Genomic DNA, 20,078 nt, shown 5'->3' on the forward strand with positions numbered 1-20,078 from the left:
TCTCGAGCGCTGTCTGTTCGGGGGCCGGTGTCTTCAACATGACCCAGTGAATCAAAAACCCCCGGCAAATGCCAGGGGTTTGTCAGCAGTCTGAGCCGGGCCTCGTGCCCGGCTTTTTCCTGTCCGGATGGTTTTGGCTTACCCCGAATTCCAGGCTTGCGGCCTGAAGGACAGGGGAGCAGACTTGAAGATGGCGGTGCGGGCGCTTTGACCGGCGCGGATGCCCCTTGCGGACTCCCTGCCGGAGGGAGGTGCGATATGACCACCTACATCATTCTGCTCAACTGGACCGACCAGGGCATAAAGAGCGTGAAGGAATCGCCCAAGCGGCTTGAGGCCGCAAAGGCCGTGCTTTCACAGATGGGCGGAACCCTCAGAGCGTTCTATCTCACCATGGGTGCCCATGACATGGTCGCCGTCGCGGAGGCTCCAGACGACGCGGTTGCGGCGCGCTTTGCGCTCACCATCGGCATGGGTGGCAACGTTCGTACACAGGTGATGAAGGCGTTTCCGGAAGCGGCCTATATCGAGATCATCAGTTCGCTTGGCTAGGATGAGTCCTCAACCTAGCTTTCCCGGTTGAGCTTGACAGGTTTGCTCCCCGGGGGCACGACGGCATTATGCAACAGACGATCCTCTCCGTTTCGACTGCAGGGACGGGGCTCTATGAGTTCACCGACAGGGTCGACCGTTTCGTGAGGGAGGCGGGCGTCGATGCCGGTCTCCTGACGCTGTTCGTTCGGCATACATCCTGTTCGCTGATCATTCAGGAAAACGCCGACCCGGATGTGAAGCGGGATCTGCAGGCCTTTTTCAGCAGGCTCGTGCCGCCATCCACCGATACCTCCATGTCGTGGGTGGTTCACCGTATTGAAGGGGCCGACGACATGCCGGCCCATATCAAGGCGGCTCTGACACAAACCTCCATCGGCATACCGGTCATGAACGGCCGGATGACGCTGGGCACGTGGCAGGGAATTTATCTGTTCGAGCACCGGGTCCATCCGCACAGGCGCGACGTGGTTCTGCATCTCGCCTGAACAAGCTGTGTTCTTCCTGTTTCACCGGCGTGCGGGTGAGGGTAAAACGCGATAAGCTACGACAACAACGGGAGTAAGCGCATGTCATTTCTAAAGCGCCTGTTTGGAGGTGGAGCGGGCACATCCGAGGCGGGTGAAGGCAAGCCCATGGGGGACGCGGTGGAGCACAAGGGATTCATGATCCAGCCGACGCCTTTCTCCGAGGGCGGGCAGTTTCAGACATGTGCGGTGATCTGGAAAGAGGTGGATGGCGTTCGCCGGGAGCACCGTCTGGTGCGCGCGGACCGCTTTCCAAGTGCTGATCTCGCCGCGGAACAGGCTATCCGCAAGGGCCGTCAGGTCATCGACGAACAGGGCGACCAGATTTTCGGCTGACCGGGCGAGGAGCTTTCAGACTCCCACCGTCTTTAGATCGTCGTGCGTCCATCAGGACGTGCAAAGGACGATCCAAACTATTGGTGGAGCATCGGAATAACCCGAAAACCGGGTTCCACTTTTCGGTCCGATGCACTAGATCGCCGTGCGTCCATCCGGACGCACAAAGGACGATCGAAATTATTAGTGGAGCATCGGAATAACCCGAAAACCCGGGTTCCACTTTTCGGTCCGATGCTCAAAAAGCGCTGGGTGACTGGACCATCGGCACCGGTTCGGTCAGACTTGCCGTTCGTGGTCAACAGGGCTCAAAGGCTTTCATATTGACACTCGCTGCATCGCTTTTTCCCATTTTCTGCTGGGGGTTCTACACCGTCTTTGCAAGCTGGCTGGAAAAGCGGCGGCCCTCGCTTTCCATCATCATGGGGGCGCAGCGCCATCGCTGGGTGCGCAATGCGGTGCGGCGCGAGACGCCGATGGATGCAATCCTTTCGGGCAATCTCATGGGGGCGGTCTCCTTCTTTGCTTCAACCACCGTGCTCATCATTCTGGCCTTGATCGCGGTGTTCGGCCAGATCAGCGCCGTGGTGGAAGCTGTCTCGGTCATGCAGCCTGCGCAGGACATTTCGAAAGCGGCCGTTGAGCGGCACCTGGTGCTGTTTCTCGTGATGTTCGTGATGGCGTTCCTGTCCTTCACGCTGTCGCTGCGGCAGTTCAACCATTTCTGCATCATGCTCGGGGCGGCGGACGAGGCGGATGAATGCGACCCTGAGGAAATCTACGTCATGGCCGCGCTCAACACGATTGCGGCGCGCAATTTCAACCAGGGCATCCGAGCCTATTACTTCTCACTGGGCATGATTGCCTGGTTCGTCTCCGGTTGGGCGGCCATCGGCGTCAGTGTTCTGCTCTTTGTCTCGATCCTCTACCGGGAGTTCTTTTCAGCGGCGCGCGAACTCGTTGCCGGTCTCAAGGTCGAGGTTCCCAACCCGGCGCGGGATGCCGGGGGCAGGGCGGGCAAGGAGAAGAAATGAGCGCCTACGAGGCCGGAGCCAGCCCCTCGATCAGGCCGGCGAGGCCGGCCTGATAGTCAGCGGCGTCCGCACCGGCATCGATCGCCAGTGCCGCCCGGTCGAATGCCGCGCCCAGCAGGCCCGTCAATGCGTCGAGAGGCAATCTGCGGATCTGCCCGGCCTCGATGGCCGCCTGCAGTCCCTCGCGCAGGGTCCTGTTGCCGTGGCGGTTGTCAATGTCATCCATTCCGCTTCTGCCAAGAACGGCAGGCCCATCAAGCAGCAGAAGGCGTGTCCGCCCGGGTTCGGCCATCGCCTTGAGATAGGCTTTCCCGCCTTCGATAAGGGAAGCGGTGGCTGACGGAGAGCCGACCGTGTTTCGCTCGATCTCCTCGGCCACAGCCCTTGCTTCGCGTTCGGCGACGGCGGCGAACAGGGCCTGCTTGTCGGCAAAGTGGTGGTAGAGCGCGCCCCGCGTGACGCCGGCTTCACGGACAATCTCCGGCGTTCCCGTTTCCGCGTAGGATTTTTCCACGAAAAGGCGTCTGGCGGCCTGAATGAGCCTGTCACGGGTTTCTTCACTGCGTTCGCGGTTGGTGCGGCGGGTTGTTTCCTGTTGCATACATGCAGCCTGTATGTTAATCGATGATACATGCAGTCTGTATGTTTATAGCGGCGACTGGCGATTGCAAGCGTTTTACCAGTCGCGAGAAGCAGGACATGCAGTTGCGCGCAACGCCAACAGGAACCACGCGGATGAAAGTCACCAGCTATTACCCGGTCATCATGACAGGCAAAGTCGCCGAAACAGCAGCGTTTTACTGCGCGCATTTCGGCTTTCAGCCCGCCTTTGAGGCGGACTGGTATGTCCATCTCCAGTCGAGGAACGACCCCGGCGTCAATCTTGCCATTCTGGACGGAACGCATGCGACGGTGCCGGAGAGCGGACGGGGTCAGGTTTCAGGTCTGATCCTGAACTTTGAGGTAGAAGACGTGGATGCCGAATATGGTCGGCTGAAAGGGGCGGGGCTTCCGGTCCTGCTGGAACTGCGTGACGAGGCGTTCGGCCAGCGTCACTTCATCACCGCCGATCCAAACGGCGTGCTGATCGACGTCATCAAACCGATCCCGCCATCCGCGGAATTCGCGGATCAGTATTCGTCGGACGCGATCCCGCAGTAAGACCGCATGGCGAACCCGGGAGCCGCGGTGCCGACGCACCGGCGGCTTCCGTCTTGTTCTATTCAGGCTGCGACGATCTCGACGACTTCGATGTCGAAGATGAGATCGTGTCCAGCCAGGGGATGATTGGCGTCGACGGTGATTTCATCATCACCCACGCCGACCACCGTGAGGGAAATCTGATTTCCGTCCTGGGTGGTAGCCTGAAGGTTGGAACCGACCTGCACGTCGAGCTCCGGCGGCAGCGCCGAGCGGGGCACGACCTGCACCTGGTTTTCGTCGCGTGCGCCATAGGCTTCCGCTGCGGGGATGTTCAGGGTACCGCTCTCGCCCTGCTTCATGCCCTGAATCTGCCGGTCGAGACCGGGAATGATCTGGCCGCTGCCGACCTTGAACTCGAGCGGTTCGCGTCCGGCCGAGGAATCAAACTGCGTGCCGTCGGCCAGCTTGCCCGTGTAGTGAATGCGCACGACATCGCCGCTTTTGACCTGGCTCATGTCTGTCTCTCAATCGCTTTTGTGTGAGAAGATGTTGACGCGGCATAGCGCTCTGCGTCGGCGAAGAGGGATGTGGCAACGCCTCTCGATCCCTTGCCGACACAGCCTAGTGCGTGGCAGGCGTTCCTGTAAAGCGACAGGGGGAAAACGGCCGGGGATGTTTTGGTCCCCGGCCGCCCATCGCGGCACGGAAAGGCCCCGGGGCCTGGGGAGCACCTGGGGAAGGGCCATGCGCCGCGAGAGAAGGTCAGCCAGCGCTCCCGGGACGCGGGGTTACTTCCCGACGATGGCCCAGGTCACGCCGAACGGGTCGCGGAGCTGGCCGTAGCGATCTCCCCAGAACATGCGTTCCAGAGGCATGACGACCTCCATGCCGGCACCGACTGCACGCGCCCACCAGCCGTCGACATCCTCGACTGCGAGGGTCAGCGTGTATCCGGCATGGTCGCGTAATTCCTGTCCATATTCCGGATAGGCGTCGCTCAGCATGAGCGAACCGCCGTGAATGTAGAGATGAATGTGCATGGTGCGGCCGTTCTCGTCTTCCGGCTGGCGGAAAACTTCTTCGGCAGCGAAGGCCTGCCTGTAGAATTCGGCGGCCTTCGAGGCGCCATCAACCATGAGATAGGGGACGACGCCTCCGAGTGTCTTCGGCATTTCCTGTTCATCTGCAACGACATGTGTTTCGGACATGATTTTCTCCTGATGGCAAGACCCGGATATCGGGACTTGTCATCAGGACGAATGGCGACCGGCTGCCCCGACAATCTGTCGGATTTTTTTCAGCGTGTTCAGATGGCCCGGGTTTTCACTGCCAGCCGGTCGAGGTGCTGGCGGATATGCGCGGCTTCGGCCGGCGTGCGGGCGAGCGCGATGGCACGGTCGAACGCTTCGCGTGCTTCTTCCGTGCGCCCCATCTCGCTCAGATAGGCGCCGCGCACGCCGTGGAAATAAAAATAGCCGGACAAGCGCTCGGCAAGAGGGGCGATCAGCTGCAACGCGGCCTCAGGCCCCCGGATTTTCGATATGGCAACGGAACGGTTGAGCGTGATGACGGGTGAGGGGGTCTGGCTTTCGAGCATCTGGTAGAGGAGATCTATCTCCTCCCAGTCGGTTTCCTCCGGCGTGCGGGCGCGCGCGTGAAGTGCTGCAATCGCCGCCTGCACCTGATAGGGGCCGGGCCGTCCGTGGCGTAGAGCCTTCTCCACCAGGGCCAGACCCTCCTCAATGCCGGTGCGGTTCCAGAGCGTGCGGTCCTGGTCATCAAGCAGGACGGCATTGCCGTCCGCATCCGTGCGTGCGGCGCTGCGGGCGTGCTGGAGAAGCATCAGGGCGAGGAGCCCCATGATCTCGGGTTCGGAGGGGAAGAGCCGCAACAGCAGGCGGGCAAGCCGGATCGCTTCATCGCATAGCGAGGCGCGCACGACGTCCGCGCCGCTGGTCGCCGAATAACCTTCGTTGAAGACCAGATAGATCATCGCGGCGACCGAGCCGAGCCGCTTCGAGCGCTCGACGGCGTCGGGTGCGGCAAAGGGAACATTCGCCTCGGCGACCCGGCGTTTGGCGCGGGTGATGCGCTGTTCCATCGCCTTTTCGCCAACCAGAAAGGCACTCGCAATCTCTCGCACGCTCAGACCTGAGACGATGCGCAATGCAAGCGCCACCTGCTGGGTCGCGGGCAGGTCGGGATGGCAGCACACGAACATCAGCCGCAGGATGTCGTCCCGGTAATGCGCATCGTCCAGCCGCTCGGCCATATCGGCCTCGGCATCTTCGAGGTCCGATATCCTTTCTTCGGGCGGCAATGCGGTGTTGCGGCTGTCGCGCCGCACACCGTCGAGTGCCGCATTGCGGCCGACGAAAATCAGCCAGGCGGTCGGGTCGCGCGGCGGACCCTTGACCGGCCAGTTCTTCAAGGCCCGGAGACACGCCTCCTGGAAAGCCTCTTCGGCCCGGTCGAGGTCGCGGAAATAGCGCAGGAGTGCGCCCATTGCCTGCGGGCGCGCGCTGGTCAGTGCATTCTCGATCCAGGCCAGTTCGGTCATTTGGCGGACGGTTCCCTTTCAGGCAGGTTGCCTTTCTCAAAAATCTGCACCGGACGGATTTCGAAGGTCACGCTCTCGCCTTCCTTCATGCGTTTGGCGAAATCGACAACCTCTTCCAGGTTCTCGCAATCGACGACGTAGAAGCCGAGTAACTGTTCCTTGGTCTCTGCAAAGGGGCCATCGAGCACCAGTTGCTCGTTACCGGAAGCGCGGAGCGTCGTTGCCGCGGAGGTGGGCATCAGCCGGATTGCCGGCCCCATACGGTCCGTATCGACAAGCTCCTTCTGAACCCGCCGGCGCTTGGCAAGCACTGCATCGTCCTCTTCCTGGGACCAGGACATGACGACGTCTTCATTGTGATAGCAGAGAATCGCGTAGAGCATTCCGGTTCCTTTCTCGATTGGAAGACGGCGAACCTTGCCGCATTCCGACACGATGCGTCGAGAAAATTGTGGGGCGGATGGTGCAAAGCCATCCACCGGAATATTGTCGGAAAAACTTCCGCCCGGCGTTCAATCCTGATAGCTGAAAGCCGCGTCACCAAACGAGAGCCAGCCATGTTCGCCAACACATTCCCCGACCGCGCCCTGATTGCCGAGACCGTGGCCAAGATGCTGATCGAGATCAAGGCGGTTCATTTCCGGGCCGATGAGCCCTACACCTTCACGTCGGGGCTCAAGAGCCCGGTCTATATCGATTGCCGGAAACTCATTTCCTATCCGCGTATTCGCTCGGCAATCATGGACTTCGCGGCCTCAGTCGTGTTGCGTGATGCCGGCTTCGAGAAGTTCGATGCGGTGGCCGGTGGTGAGACGGCGGGTATCCCGTTTGCCGCCTGGCTCTCCGACAAGCTCGGCCTGCCCATGCTCTATGTGCGCAAAAAGCCCAAGGGTTTTGGCCGGGATGCGCAGATCGAAGGCAATCTGAACGAGGGTGCGCGGCTGCTCCTGGTGGAGGATCTGACCACGGATGGCGGCAGCAAGCTGAAATTCGCCGAGGCGGTGCGCAAGGCGGGCGCTGAAGTGACCGACACATTTGCCGTGTTCTACTACGGGATTTTTCCGGATACGCCCAAGCGGCTGGAGGATGCGGGCATGCGGCTTCACTATCTCACCACCTGGTGGGACGTGCTGCAGGTTGCGCGTACGGAGAAACTGTTCGACGAGAAGACGCTCGATGAGGTGGAGAAGTTCCTGAACCAGCCGCTCGAATGGTCTGCGGCCAATGGCGGCATCTCGGAACTGGGTGAGAAGGCGGGCTGACGCGCAGCCATTCGCTTCGCACGGTGCCAGTAAAAAAACGGCAGTTCCGCAATGCGGAGCTGCCGTTTCGCTGTTTTAGAGAGGGATTTCGTCCAGGGCCGCTTTCTGCGCGTCGGTAAGCGGTATATGCGGCGGGAGCGGCAGAGCGAAGCCGGTATCATCGTGCAGCCTAGCCGTCAGGTATTTTACGGCGGGAATGAGCGGCTGCGCGGAAATCGCGGTGCGGGCGCTCGACGCGGCTTCAAGCGCGTCGTCGTTGGTGGGCTCGGCCCATAATTTGGCGACGAGCGGTGCGGTCACGCTGGCGGTGGCCGAGATGCAGCCGGCATAGCCTTCCGCTTCTGCCCTGGAAAGTGCGGCCTCGTTACTCGGGAAGACATCGAAACTGTCGATCCTGGCGAGTTCCGATGCGTAGTCGAGATCGCCCGAGCTGTCCTTGGCACCGGCAATCCGGTCGGGAAAGGCCTCTTTCAGACGCCGGGCGAGAGCCGGCGAGAACGTGAGGCCTGTCATCTGCGGGAAATTGTAGAGATAGATGGGAATGGTGTTGCCGGACGTGGCTGCGACAAGGCGCTCAAACCAGGCGAACAGGCCGTCGTCGCTGACGCCCTTGTAGTAGTAGGGTGGCAGAACGAGCGCGGCGGCAAAGCCCAGCTCGTGCGCACGGCGGGTGAGTGCGATGGTTGTCTCCAGATCAGGGGTTCCCGTGCCCACCATCAACCGGGTGCGATCGAGAGCGCTGGCGGCGGCTTCCATGAGCGCCATGCGTTGTCTGGGTGAGAACGAATTGGCTTCGCCCGTGGTGCCAAGGACATTCAAGGCGTGGCATCCATTGTCGAGGGCCCACTTCGCATGGCGCAGAAAACGTGCCGTGTCGGGCTCGCCGTTTTCTGTCACGGGGGTGGGAACGGCGGCGATAACGCCGCCCAGGCGCGTCGAGGTCACGGGAGAACTCCTTTGAATATATGCACTGTTGTCTAAAGCATTCCGGTTCTGGCTGGAAACTCCAGAAGCGATTGTACGCAATGCCAGAACGAAAACCCGGCCGGAGGAGGGAACGTCCGGCCGGGCTCCTTTCGCCTGCCCTTTCTCAAGACACCAGGCGCAAAGCGCTCACGGGTTAGTTGGCACTGGCGACGGGGGCGACAAGCGGGGTGATCCGCCGCAGGGCCACGCGCCGGTTTTCGCGCTCGCGCTCCTGGGTATCGATCTTCAGATAGCGCTCTCCATAGCCCTGTGTGACAAGGTTTTCAGGCGGGATGCCAAACACATCCGTCAGAGCGCGGGCAACGGATTCGGCTCGACGGTCTGACAGTGCCAGATTGGCCAGGTCCGAACCGACCGCATCCGTGTGGCCTTCGATCAGGAAGGTTTCGGCCGGGTTTTCGTCCAGCATGCGCTCGATCGCCGTGGCGATTGCCTCGAGTTCGTCTATCTCGCTTTCTTCGATATCGGCCGAGCCGAAAGCGAATTCGATCGTGTCGAGATCGACACGGCGCACCATGTCGCGCACACGCGCCGAACGCTTCACCTCTTCAAGTGAGTACATGCGCTGAACCCGTTCGACCGGCGGCTTCTCCAGGAAGGTGTAATAACGGTCGGGATCCTCAACCTGCTCGGCCTCAAGAATGTAGTCGCTGACCGGGATCGTCAGCCGGAGCGGGGGCAGGTCGCGGGCCGGGTCGCGCCAGCGGTCGACCGTGTCCAGCCGCTCGTCCGGCACGAAAACGAGAACCTGCTCACGCCCGTCCGGCGCGATGCGCACGCGGCGGATGACATCGCCATAGCGGTTGCGGACGGTGATCAGGCGGACGCCATTGGGCCGCGTGACAACCTCGCGCACGCGACCGCGCGGCAGCTCTTCGTAGAAGACCTCGTCATCGTCACGGATGAGACGGTCGCTGTCCTGGCTTTCAACGAACACCTGATTGTTGATCTGGATGATGGTGCGGTTGTCGTTGAATTCACGCAGCACCTCGGCATCCTCGCGCCGCTGGCGAAGTTCACGCCGGCGCTCGCTGCGTTCCTCCCGGGTGGCGCCCATCTCGATGCGCTGACCCTGCTCTTCAAGGATATTGCGGATCTCGGTGCGAAGCGTTTCCGGGTCGACAGCATCTGCCTGCGCCTCGGCATCGCTTTCGGGGGGAGGTGCCCTGCGTGCTTCTGCGGGAGCCTCGGCGCCGTCTGCCTCAGGTGCTTCGGTTTCGGAGCGGGGCTGTGCTTCGCCACCTGCCTCCGGCTCCTTTTCACTGTCGAGAACCGGAGCGGCGTTTTCAGGCTGAGGCTCGGAGTCCTGCTGTTCAGGCCGGGCATCTGCTTCCGGTTCTTCCTGCGGCTCTTCCGTATCGGTTGCCGGCCTTTCTTCATCAACCGGTTCCGTGGTTTCGGGTGCCTGCGGGGCAGCTTCGCCCTCTGCCTCGGGCTGCTCGCCGGCGGCCGGCGCGGTCTTCTCCGTTTCTGTGGCAGGCGGCTCGGCAGCGGGCGCCGGTTCTTCGGTGCCTTCATCCTCAGCAGGTGAAGGTGCGGGCTCTTCCACGGCAGGAGCATCCTCCGCCGGGGGCGCTTCTTCTTCGGCCTCTGGTTCAACCGGGACGGGAGCCTGCTCTTCCGGTGCTTCGGCTTCGGCAGGGACTTCCTCTGGCGCAGCCTCGCTCTCCGGCTCGGCCGGCTCTTCCATCGCTGGAGCGCTTTCCGTGTCTTCAGGGGTTTCGACCGGGGGCTCTGCGGGCACTTCCTCCCCGGCGGCAGGCTGGGCGGGCTCCGGTTCGGGCGCTGGCGGGGCGGCTTCTGCCTCCGGTGCTTCCTCCGGCTCGGCTGCCGGAGCAGCTTCTTCTTCAGCCGGCGCCTCTTCTTCCTGAGCTTCGCCGCCGCGCTTCTTCAAGAGCGCGCGCCAGGCCTCTTCCGTCATGCCTTCGGGCTTTTCGGCCTGTGCAAGCACCGTGCCGGTTGAACGCTCGGCTGCGAGGCTCCGCTGCATCGCCAACGGCGTGGCGGCAATCAGCAGGCCAAGGGCGGTTGTCGTCATGATCCGCTTTCGCGTCGACATAGATTTTCTCCTGTGTGCAGGCGTCCCATCGCCGGCTTAACCGCTTCGATGACGTTCGGTTCCCTTTTCCGCGCGATTGATACCGGAGCGTGTGAAACCATGGCGTGATGGTGGCGGGGGCGTGGCGGAAATGCGGCCTGAAACGGCGCTTGACGCGCGATGCGTGGCGGTCCAAAGCTCGATCATGACGACGAAAGAATTCTGGAAGACCAAGACGCTCGCGGAATTGACCGACCGGGAGTGGGAGGCTCTATGCGACGGCTGCGGCAAATGCTGTCTCGCCAAGCTCGAGGATGAGGAGACCGGCGAGATTTACTGGACGAGTGTTGGATGCCGCCTTTTCGATGGCAGCACATGCCGGTGCAGCGACTATCAGAACAGGCTCAAGCGCGTTCCGGACTGTGTGCGGCTCACACCCGACAATGTGGGAACCATTCCCTGGCTGCCCAGCACATGCGGCTATCGCCTGGTGGCGGAGGGGAAGGAACTGCCGTGGTGGCATCCGCTTGTTTCCGGCGATCCCAACACGGTGCACGAGGCCGGCATCTCCATGCGTGGCCGCGTGAAGGCGAGCGAGGACGAACTGGCCGAGGTGGAGGATTATTTCGCCTTCATTCTGGATGAGGAACCATAGACGGGATGCGGGATTGTTTTCCGGAACGAGCGATGAACGAGGAGCGACGAGCATGTCCAACGAAGAGGCGTCCGGCCTGGTGCGATCCTATCTGGATGCGTTGAATGCCAGTGATCACGATGCGGCGCTGGCGCTGGTAAGCGAGGATGTCGCGCATGATCCCTTTGAAGGCGAGAGGGAGATTGGCCGCGAGAAACTGCGCTGGCATCTGGGGCTTGCGGCGCGACATTTCGATGAACGCCTTGCCGACATTGCCGTCATGAGCGCGCCGGGCGGCGTGCGTGTGGCTGCGGAATTCACCGTCCGCGGCACCTATCGGGCAAGTGCGGAAGGTCTGCCGGAGGCTACGGGACAGACCTATGCGCTGCCGGGTGGCATGTTTTTCGAAATTGACGGTGGCGAAATCACGCGCATCACCGAGCAGCGTAACAGGACGCAATGGCTTGCGGCTTTGTCGGCGGGCCGCTGAACACGGTATGAACGGCACATTCGCGAACCGTTCAGGCGCGGTTTGACATCGTGATCTCCATGAAGGGGCGTGAGGGTCCCGAACCAGCAAGGAGAGCACCATGTTTCAGAAACTGAAGATCGCCACTCTTTCCGCAATGATCGGGCTGGGCACTCTGGCGGCAGCGCCCGCCACGGCTCAGGCGGACAGTCTCTATTTCGGCTTTGGTATTGGCGGTCCATCGGGCGGTTATGTCTATGGCAATAGCGGACGCAGCTATCGGGCCGAACGTCCTCGCCGCCATCATCGTGCCTGCACGCCGCGTCAGGCGGTTCGCAAGGCGGAACGCATGGGGTTGCGCCGTGCCCGCGTCGTGAGGGCCAACCGCAACATCATCCGCGTGGCCGGACGCACCCACTGGGGACGTCAGCACGTGGTGTTTGCCCGTGCGCCGCGCTGCCCGGTGATTCGCTGATTGGAGCGGTTCCACACTTCCTGGAATCTGCCATCCAAACATAAAAGCCGCCGGCATTCGCCGGCGGCTTTTATGTTCTATCGTGTGATGCCCGGCTTATCTGTCGAGCTCGAAGGTCACGTTGACCTGTACCTGATAGGTGTTTTCGCCGGCTTCCACTGGAACGGCATCTGCCGAAGCCTGCATCCGAACGGCCTTGCCGGCATAGGGCATCGGCGGGCGGTGCTGCATCTGCTCGGAAATCTCGACGATGTCGCCCAGTTTAACGCCGGCAGCCTCAGCGAGTGTCTTGGCCTTGTCCAGTGCGTCCTGGACGGCACGCTTGCGCGCTTCGGTGATGGTCGCAGACGGATCGTCATTGGTAAAGCTCAGGCCACCGCCCTGATTCACACCCAGAGTGACCGACCGATCAAGGATGGCACCGACTTTCTCGAGGTCGCGGATGCGCACGGTCAGCGTGTTGCCGACCTCGTACCCGACGATGCGCGGCGTTTTCTCATCATTATTGTCGTTCGGATAGACATAGCGCGGATTGATGGACAGGCCGCCTGTCTGCAGGTCGCGCGCCTCGATGCCGTCTCCCTTCATCGCATCGATCACGGAGGTCATCGCTTCATTGTTCGCGTCGAGCGCGGCGCGCGCCGTTTCGGCTTCGCGCACCACGGCGATGGTCAGGATCGCCATGTCGGGGCTGATGGCGGCTTCTCCCTCTCCGGTCACGATGATTCGCATGTCTTTGTCATCGGCGTGAGCCGGGGCTGCGGCAAACAGCGAAGCAGCAAGCATGGGAGCAGCGAATGCGGCGGGGAAGATGGATTTGGTCATGGAAATCTCCTTTTGCGATGTCCCGAAAGGGCACCTAGCGATGGATTGTGTATCGATTGCGGCAAGATGGCTTGTGCGGCAGGGAAAAAGCAATTAATCCATCGCCCACCGGGCCTGTAGCTCAATTGGTTAGAGCCGGCGGCTCATAACCGCTTGGTTGGGGGTTCGAGTCCCTCCGGGCCCACCATCGACCACCCCCTTGGTCGTGTCGGCCTTCTTCCGGTTGTCTTGAAGATTCATCTTTTAAAATTTGATGCTGCTATTTTATTCCGGTTTTTTTATCATAACCGGTTAATTTTCTATTAATTTTCATATTTCTCAAGATCTGGTGCCTTCAGTGGAGAGAATATTCCTGCGATTTATATTTTTGATCGTACTTTGTCTATTTTCGGATTCTGCCTTCTCTCAAATAGGCATCGGTTTCCGGGGAGACGGTGACTATGTAGGCACCATCGGATCTAACAAGGGATCGGTGGAGGCGTACAAATGCCCCGCAGGTACAGTTCTTCGCGGGCTCTACCATGCCGACGTCTCCATGAGTGCAAGTGCTTCCAGCGTACGAGGAATGACAGCCCAGGTTGGATTGTATTGTGCCTCGATATCGGTTCTTCCCAACGGGACGGTTCAAACGATCGATACATCCCCGAACGGGACCCCGGAGGTGTTGGGATACGGCTATCCAAACCAGGGAACAATGCGAGATCGATATTGCGCAGCGGGGCAGATTGTTCAGAGACTTGGTGGGTACGACCGGGTAGGGCCCTCGGCAACAGTTCCATGGGCTTCCAGTATGCGGATGGCATGCCGTCCTCTTCAATTGGGAGCTTCAGACTGGGTTTCTGTCGATACTTCCGCGGCCGCAGGGATACAGACCGTTGGTGTGAATGAAAGCAATGCTACCCACCATTTTAGGGGTTGGTTTTGCGACGAAACAGCCTACGGAGCGGCTTCGGGAATCCACAGGCAAGCCGGAGGACAGGGTTATGACGGTATCAATGTTTATTGCGGGCAACTGGAGCAAGCCCGGCATTCGGCTGTTCTAGGCTTTTCCGATTTTGCCTGGGACCAGACCATTGGTGGTGCCGGTTGGCTGGTCAACCTGACCAAAGACGATGTTCTTCTCGACAATGGAAGCGGACTGTCGGGTGAGGATGTTGAACCATATATCGCCCTGTCCAACAACGATGTTGCGGACTATAGCCCCAGCAATGAGGTCTATGTGCTGCCGGGATCAGGTTATGGAGCCACGGCTTCGCAACGGCCTTCCGGAATTCCGGAGAACTCGTTCGCAGAAACAGGCAGTTGTGCGAGCAAGATCGTAAAAGTCGACCAAGAGGACAGCACCTGTTCTCTCACGGTTACCGGTCGTCCCGACCTTTCGATTGCCATCTCCACGCCGACGGGCGTCTACAACGCGCCCGGCGATACGATGGACATGACCGTGAGTGCAACCAATCTGGGGCCCGGTACCGTCGAAGCATCGGATGGGTTTGCCATCAGTATTGCCGTGCCGACCGGGTGGACTGCCAGTCCGGTTCCTGGATGTACGGTTTCCGGGCAGACGGTGTCATGCGCGGTGAACACGTCGCTGGCGCCTGCTGCCGTCCCCGGAGGGGCAGGTGGAGACATCACCTTCACCATCCCGCTCGTGGCCAATTCTGATGCTGTCTCGGGAAGCCATCCCCTCATCGCCTCGCTCGATCGGTCTGTCTCTGACGGAGACGGCGATCCGACAAACGATGATTTCGATACGGCCAACGATCAGGCACAGGGCACGGTCGAGTTTGTCAAACTGCCCAGATTGACTGTCCGCAAGACGACATTTGACGACTTGGGCAGCTTTACCTTCACTGGCAACAATGGCTGGCAAAGCCAGACGATCACGACGGTGTCAGAAGGCGTTGCGGAGCGTGGCGATACGCAGATTCTGTCAGAAGTCGGCGTCGAAACGGTCATCTCCGAGACCCTGCCGCCCAACTGGGTTCTCGATGACGTTATCTGCCTCGGGATGGGATCCGGGGGTACGGTCTCCTTCGACGATAATTCCTTTACGCTCTCATCCGAGGCGGTGGCTGTCGACAGCGAGATTGACTGTACGGTGGTCAATCAAAAAGTGCTGCTCAACACGTCGAAGGCGTCCGACGTGGGCGATGGGGTGGGCGTTCAGGCAGGCGACACGATTACATACACGCTGACAACCGTGGTGACAGGTGGGACAACGACACAAGACCTGGTTCTGACGGATATTCTGGGAGCTGGGCTCGATTTCGGCAGCGTTACAGCGCCCGGTGCGTTTGTTGCCGATATGGGTGGCGCGCCAACGCTGTCTTTCACGCTTCCTGCGGGGACATCGGCAGGCACATACAGCGTGTCCTACACCGCGACGGTCTCGGACAGTGCATCCGGCTCGGTGTCGAATGCAGCCACCGCAGATGTGGGGGATTGCAATCCCTGTGCCACGAGCAATCCGCTGGTGGAGCTCAGCACTTCGAAGGCTTCCGACGTGGGCGACGGCGTGGGGGTTCAGGCGGGCGACACGCTCACCTACACGCTCACGACGGTCGTGACTGGGGGAACGACGACGCAGGACCTGGTTCTGACCGACATGCTGGGCGCGGGCCTCGACTTCGGCAGTGTAACAGATCTCGGATCGTTTTCTGCCGATACCGGTGGTGCACCGGAACTCTCCTTCACGCTTCCCGCCGGCACATCGGCAGGCACATACAGCGTGTCCTACACCGCGGCGGTCTCGGACAGTGCATCCGGCTCGGTGTCGAATGCCGCCACCGCTGACGTTGGGGATTGTAGCCCCTGCACGACGGCGAATCCGCTGGTGGAGCTCAGCACGTCGAAGGCGTCCGACGTGGGCAACGGCGTGGGCGTTCAGGTCGGGGACACACTCACCTACACGCTGACGAGCGTGGTTTCTGGCGGGACCACAACACAGGACCTGGTTCTGACCGATATTCTGGGGGCGGGGCTCGACTTCGGCAGTGTGGCGGCGCCCGGTGCGTTTGTTGCCGATACGGGTAGTGCGCCGACCCTGTCGTTCATGCTTCCCGCCGGGACGCCCGCCGGAACCTATAGCGTGTCTTACACGGCGACAGTATCCGAAAGCGCATCGGGCTCTGTTTCGAATTCTGCCTCTGCGGACGTGGGCGCATGCAGCCCCTGTGCGACGGCCAATCCGCTCGTGGGGATCAGCACGTCGAAGGCGTCCGACGTGGGCGACGGTGTGGGCGTTCAGGCCGGAGATACGTTGACCTATACACTGACGACTGTGGTTGCCGCCGGGGCGACGACACAGGACCTGGTCCTGAACGATGTTCTAGGCCCGGGGCTCGACTTTGGCAGCGTGACGGCGCCTGGGGCTTTTGTTGCTGACACCGGTAATGCGCCGACCCTATCGTTCACGCTTCCTGCGGGGACTGCGGCAGGCACATACAGCGTGTCCTACACAGCGACGGTCTCCGACAGTGCATCCGGCTCGGTGTCGAATGCTGTCACCGCTGACGTTGGGGATTGTAATCCCTGCGCGACGAGCAACCCGCTGGTGGAGCTCAGCACCTCCAAGGCGTCCGACGTGGGCGACGGTGTGGGCGTTCAGGCGGGGGACACGATTACCTACACGCTGACGACGGTTGTTGCTGGCGGAACGACGACACAGGACCTGGTTCTGACCGACACACTGGGGGCGGGGCTCGACTTCGGCAGTGTGGCGGCGCCTGGTTCCTTCGTTCCTGATACGGGTGGTGCGCCGACCCTGTCGTTTACGCTTCCTGCGGGGACTGCGGCGGGTACCTACAGCGTGTCCTACACGGCGACGGTCTCGGACAGAGCATCCGGCTCGGTGTCGAATGCCGTCACCGCTGACGTTGGGGATTGCAATCCCTGTGCGACGAGCAACCCGCTGGTGGAACTCAGCACCTCGAAGGCATCGGATGTGGGTAACGGCGTGGGCGTTCAGGCGGGCGACACGATTACCTACACACTGACGAGCGTGGTGACCGGCGGGACAACGACACAGGACCTGGTGCTGACCGATGTGCTGGGGGCGGGGCTCGACTTCGGCAGTGTGACAGATATCGGATCGTTTGCCGCCGATACCGGCGGTGCACCGGAACTCACCTTCACGCTTCCTTCCGGAACGGCTGCCGGCACCTACAGTGTGTCCTATACGGCGACGGTCTCGGACAGTGCGTCAGGGTCGGTATCGAACGCGGCCGAAGCTGACGTTGGGGATTGCAATCCCTGCGCCACGGCGAACCCGCTGGTGGAACTCAGCACCTCGAAGGCATCGGATGTGGGCAATGGAGTGGGTGTTCAGGCGGGCGACACGATTACCTACACGCTGACGACGGTGGTGACAGGCGGGGCGACGACACAGGACCTGGTGCTGACCGATGTGCTGGGGGCGGGGCTCGACTTCGGCAGTGTAACAGCCCCGGGCTCCTTCGTTTCTGATACGGGTGGCGCGCCGGCCCTGTCCTTCACGCTTCCCGCTGGGACTGCGGCGGGAACACACAGCGTGTCCTATACTGCGACGGTCTCGGACAGTGCATCCGGCTCTGTGTCGAATGCTGTCACCGCAGATGTGGGGGATTGCAATCCCTGCGCCACGGCGAACCCGCTGGTGGAGCTCAGCACTTCGAAGGCTTCCGACGTGGGCGATGGTGTTGGCGTTCAGGCGGGCGACACGATTACCTACACACTGACGAGCGTGGTGACCGGAGGAACGACGACGCAGGATCTGATCCTGACAGACACGCTGGGGCCGGGACTCGACTTCGGCAGTGTAACAGATATCGGATCGTTTGCCGCCGATACCGGTGGTGCACCGGAACTCACCTTCACGCTTCCGACCGGAACGGCTGCCGGCACTTACAGCGTCTCCTACACAGCGACGGTATCCGATAGCGCGTCAGGGCCGCTATCCAATGCGGTGGTCGCGGATGTGGGCGAATGCGGTTCGTGCGCAACAGCAAACCCGCTTGTCAGGCTTAACACGACAAAGAGTTCAGATGTCGGAGACGGCGCGAGTGTCCAGATCGGGGACACACTCACCTATACGCTGACAACCCTGGTTGCCGAAGGAGCGACCACGCAGGATCTCATCCTCACCGACACGCTTGGGACCGGGCTCGAATTCGGCAGTGTCACGAATTCCGGTCCATTTACGGCGGATACGGGCGCGGCGCCGGAATTGTCCTTTACACTGCCTGCAGGGACGCCGGCTGGAAATCACAGTATCACCTATACGGCCGTCGTAGCCGAAAATGCGCCGGTGACGCTATCCAACAGCGTGGTCGCAAGCAATGGAGAGTGTATCTCCTGCAGCACCGAAAACCATATCCCGCCGGATGTGCGTATTTCCAAATCCCTCGTGTCGGAGGATGGTGCCGTTCCCGGGCTGGCAGAGCTTGGGGAAACCCTGATTTTCGAAATCGTTCTGACCAATGCGGGCAGCGCTGCCGAGGGTTTTGCCGTTCGTGATGTAATGGACACGCATCTGCTGTTTGTCGATGCAAGCGATGGCGGGGACCATGCTGACGGGATCATCGACTGGACAGGTTTGACGGTTCCGCGGCGTGAGGGCAGCGTCAACGGGCAGCTCGTTCTGACAGTTGAGGCCTCAGTCGCCGAGCGACTTTCGGAAACGGCTGACACGGTCGTCAATCTTGCCAAAACTCCTGATGCGGCGGACCCGGAGTGCCCCTCTGAGCAATGCGTTGTTCTTCCGCTCCAGTTTCCCGGGCTGAGCCTGAAAAAGACGGGCGGATTCACCGATATCGATGGCGATGGTCTGGCTTCGCCCGGTGACGTTCTCCATTTCGAATACGAAGTCGTCAATACCGGCAAAATAGCGGTAACAGATATTCGGATCGAGGACGAAGGTCCGGAATTTAACGGGCATGCCGCGAATGGTCGATTGTCTGACATACGGCCGCAAACGCACTCTCTGGATGTTGGTGAAATAGGGCATTTCTCAGCCACATATCTTCTCACGCAGGCCGATATCGACAATGGTGCAGGACTTCTCGAGGCTGTCAGGAATTCAGCTGTCGCGCATGGCTCGGTTGTGGATGGCGGCGGAAAAGAATTTCCGCTCGCCTCAAACGAAAGCGTGTTCTCGTTTACCCTGCCTGCGGGGGGCAAAAACCTGACAATCAGCAAGATGGCCGAAAGACCGACGATCCGCCGGGGCGAACAGGCACCGTTTACGATCGTCGTTGCCAACAACAGCGATGTGCCCGTTCGCGGATTAAAAGTCGAGGATCAGCTTCCCAACGGATTCCGCTTCATTGAGGGCTCTGCGCTGATTGACGGAGCGCCGGCTGCCCCGGTCGTTAACGGCCGCTCGCTGCTGTTCGACGACATTTCCGTGGAGGCGCGAAGCTCCGTCGAAATTCGCCTGAGCATGAACGCGCCTGCCTCGATAGGTCCTGGCGTTTATGTCAATACGGCGGTTCTGACCGATCCTCTCGGACGACGGATATCCTCGGAAGCCAAAGCCAGTGTCCAGATCGAAGCGGAACCCGTCTTCGACTGCGGTGACGTGATCGGGAAGGTTTTCGACGACAGAAATCGCAACGGATATCCAGATGACGAGGAGCCTGGCCTGCCGGGCGTGCGGCTGGCCGTGGTGGAGGGGAAGCTGATAACAACCGATCCGGCCGGGCGCTTCCACATACCATGCGCTGCGCTGCCAGATCAGCGCCTGGGAACCAATTTTGTCATCAAGCTCGATGCCCGTACGCTGCCCTCCGGATACCGGCTCACGACGGAACATGTGCGTGTGGTGCGTCTGACGGCAGGAAAGATGACAAAGGTCAATTTCGGTGCATCGATCCAGCGCGTTGTGCGGCTGGATCTGCGGAGTGATGCTTTCGTTCGCGGGACAAACGCTCTCAGTCAGGGCTGGCTGTCCGGTATCGACCAGCTGATCCAGATTCTCGACAGGGAGCCCTCCGTCCTTCGGCTGAGCTATCTTGATAATGAAGGTAGCCGAACGCTTGCGAGAACGCGCCTTGCCTGGGTGGAAAAGCGTATCAGGAAACACTGGCGAAGGTGGGGAGGCCGGTATCGCCTCGAAATTGAAACGCGTGTGCTCACCGGGAACGTGCGCCCGCCGGGATATTCAGGCTTCGAACTGGACGAAGCCGCAGGGCGGTGATGTCTTCCCCGGGAGTGGGGCGAAAAGAAGATACGTGCCTCAAGAGCATTGTAGAAGCCCCG

The 20,078-nt window shown here is 61.0% G+C and carries 18 protein-coding genes and 1 tRNA gene; 11 read left to right on the forward strand and 8 right to left on the reverse strand.

Annotated features, from left to right (window positions below; all coding sequences use genetic code 11):
* The first annotated feature begins 258 nt into the window (after positions 1–258).
* The 4 genes from AC07E3_RS16925 (at position 259) to AC07E3_RS16940 (ending at position 2,449) form a co-directional block, all read left to right on the forward strand.
* Positions 259–552: a GYD domain-containing protein gene (locus AC07E3_RS16925; protein ID WP_336067772.1), complete on the forward strand. Its 294-nt coding sequence runs from the start codon at positions 259–261 to the stop codon at positions 550–552.
* Between the two features lie 68 nt (positions 553–620).
* Complete coding sequence (locus tag AC07E3_RS16930; protein WP_336067775.1) at positions 621–1,040, forward strand: secondary thiamine-phosphate synthase enzyme YjbQ; 420 nt, start codon at positions 621–623, stop codon at positions 1,038–1,040.
* A gap of 81 nt (positions 1,041–1,121) precedes the next feature.
* Positions 1,122–1,415, forward strand: coding sequence for an HlyU family transcriptional regulator (locus tag AC07E3_RS16935; RefSeq protein WP_065814871.1), 294 nt, complete (start codon positions 1,122–1,124; stop codon positions 1,413–1,415).
* A 323-nt stretch (positions 1,416–1,738) separates the two neighbouring features.
* Positions 1,739–2,449, forward strand: coding sequence for a DUF599 domain-containing protein (locus AC07E3_RS16940; RefSeq protein WP_336067780.1), 711 nt, complete (start codon positions 1,739–1,741; stop codon positions 2,447–2,449).
* Between the two features lie 4 nt (positions 2,450–2,453).
* Here the strand turns inward: AC07E3_RS16940 and AC07E3_RS16945 are convergent, their stop codons facing one another.
* Complete coding sequence (locus AC07E3_RS16945) at positions 2,454–3,050, reverse strand: TetR/AcrR family transcriptional regulator (protein ID WP_336067781.1); 597 nt, start codon at positions 3,048–3,050, stop codon at positions 2,454–2,456.
* Between the two features lie 134 nt (positions 3,051–3,184).
* On the opposite strand from AC07E3_RS16945, the gene AC07E3_RS16950 reads away from it, so the two are divergent.
* Positions 3,185–3,610 carry a VOC family protein gene (locus AC07E3_RS16950; RefSeq protein WP_336067783.1) on the forward strand — a complete coding sequence of 142 codons (426 nt, stop codon included), beginning with the start codon at positions 3,185–3,187 and terminating at the stop codon, positions 3,608–3,610.
* A gap of 62 nt (positions 3,611–3,672) precedes the next feature.
* Here AC07E3_RS16950 and AC07E3_RS16955 read toward each other — a convergent pair whose 3' ends face one another.
* The 4 genes from AC07E3_RS16955 to AC07E3_RS16970 all read right to left on the reverse strand — a co-directional run bounded on the left by AC07E3_RS16955 (position 3,673) and on the right by AC07E3_RS16970 (position 6,535).
* Positions 3,673–4,107, reverse strand: a complete 435-nt coding sequence (locus tag AC07E3_RS16955; protein WP_065814874.1) for an FKBP-type peptidyl-prolyl cis-trans isomerase — start codon at positions 4,105–4,107, stop codon at positions 3,673–3,675.
* A 273-nt stretch (positions 4,108–4,380) separates the two neighbouring features.
* Positions 4,381–4,800, reverse strand: coding sequence for a VOC family protein (locus AC07E3_RS16960; RefSeq protein WP_065814875.1), 420 nt, complete (start codon positions 4,798–4,800; stop codon positions 4,381–4,383).
* 98 nt (positions 4,801–4,898) lie between these two features.
* Positions 4,899–6,152 carry an RNA polymerase sigma factor gene (locus AC07E3_RS16965; RefSeq protein ID WP_478363517.1) on the reverse strand — a complete coding sequence of 418 codons (1,254 nt, stop codon included), beginning with the start codon at positions 6,150–6,152 and terminating at the stop codon, positions 4,899–4,901.
* Positions 6,149–6,535 (reverse strand): YciI family protein, encoded by a 387-nt coding sequence (locus AC07E3_RS16970; protein WP_322338717.1) that lies wholly within the window; start codon positions 6,533–6,535, stop codon positions 6,149–6,151. Before AC07E3_RS16970 ends, AC07E3_RS16965 begins: the two co-directional genes overlap by 4 nt.
* A gap of 174 nt (positions 6,536–6,709) precedes the next feature.
* On the opposite strand from AC07E3_RS16970, the gene AC07E3_RS16975 reads away from it, so the two are divergent.
* The gene (locus AC07E3_RS16975) at positions 6,710–7,414 is read left to right on the forward strand and encodes an orotate phosphoribosyltransferase (RefSeq protein ID WP_007007494.1); all 705 of its coding nucleotides are present in this window, start codon (positions 6,710–6,712) and stop codon (positions 7,412–7,414) included.
* 75 nt (positions 7,415–7,489) lie between these two features.
* Here AC07E3_RS16975 and AC07E3_RS16980 read toward each other — a convergent pair whose 3' ends face one another.
* Both AC07E3_RS16980 and AC07E3_RS16985 read right to left on the reverse strand, forming a co-directional pair.
* Positions 7,490–8,359 (reverse strand): dihydrodipicolinate synthase family protein, encoded by an 870-nt coding sequence (locus tag AC07E3_RS16980; protein WP_478363519.1) that lies wholly within the window; start codon positions 8,357–8,359, stop codon positions 7,490–7,492.
* 175 nt (positions 8,360–8,534) lie between these two features.
* A complete protein-coding gene (locus tag AC07E3_RS16985) occupies positions 8,535–10,460 on the reverse strand; it encodes an OmpA family protein (protein ID WP_478363521.1) in 1,926 nt (641 codons plus the stop codon).
* A 184-nt stretch (positions 10,461–10,644) separates the two neighbouring features.
* On the opposite strand from AC07E3_RS16985, the gene AC07E3_RS16990 reads away from it, so the two are divergent.
* From AC07E3_RS16990 to AC07E3_RS17000, 3 genes are all read left to right on the forward strand, one after another.
* On the forward strand, positions 10,645–11,094 hold the full coding sequence (locus AC07E3_RS16990) for a YcgN family cysteine cluster protein (protein WP_065815340.1): 450 nt from the start codon (positions 10,645–10,647) through the stop codon (positions 11,092–11,094).
* A 52-nt stretch (positions 11,095–11,146) separates the two neighbouring features.
* On the forward strand, positions 11,147–11,563 hold the full coding sequence (locus AC07E3_RS16995; RefSeq protein WP_478363523.1) for a ketosteroid isomerase-related protein: 417 nt from the start codon (positions 11,147–11,149) through the stop codon (positions 11,561–11,563).
* Positions 11,564–11,663: 100 nt separating this feature from the next.
* Positions 11,664–12,017 carry a hypothetical protein gene (locus AC07E3_RS17000; protein WP_478363525.1) on the forward strand — a complete coding sequence of 118 codons (354 nt, stop codon included), beginning with the start codon at positions 11,664–11,666 and terminating at the stop codon, positions 12,015–12,017.
* Between the two features lie 96 nt (positions 12,018–12,113).
* On the opposite strand, the gene AC07E3_RS17005 is transcribed toward AC07E3_RS17000, so the two are convergent.
* Positions 12,114–12,842 carry an SIMPL domain-containing protein gene (locus tag AC07E3_RS17005; RefSeq protein WP_478363527.1) on the reverse strand — a complete coding sequence of 243 codons (729 nt, stop codon included), beginning with the start codon at positions 12,840–12,842 and terminating at the stop codon, positions 12,114–12,116.
* A 110-nt stretch (positions 12,843–12,952) separates the two neighbouring features.
* On the opposite strand from AC07E3_RS17005, the gene AC07E3_RS17010 reads away from it, so the two are divergent.
* Positions 12,953–13,029, forward strand: a tRNA-Ile gene (locus AC07E3_RS17010).
* 693 nt (positions 13,030–13,722) lie between these two features.
* On the forward strand, positions 13,723–20,016 hold the full coding sequence (locus AC07E3_RS17015; protein WP_478363529.1) for an isopeptide-forming domain-containing fimbrial protein: 6,294 nt from the start codon (positions 13,723–13,725) through the stop codon (positions 20,014–20,016).
* Positions 20,017–20,078: the final 62 nt, after the last annotated feature.

It is taken from the genome of Nitratireductor lacus (assembly GCF_056431025.1).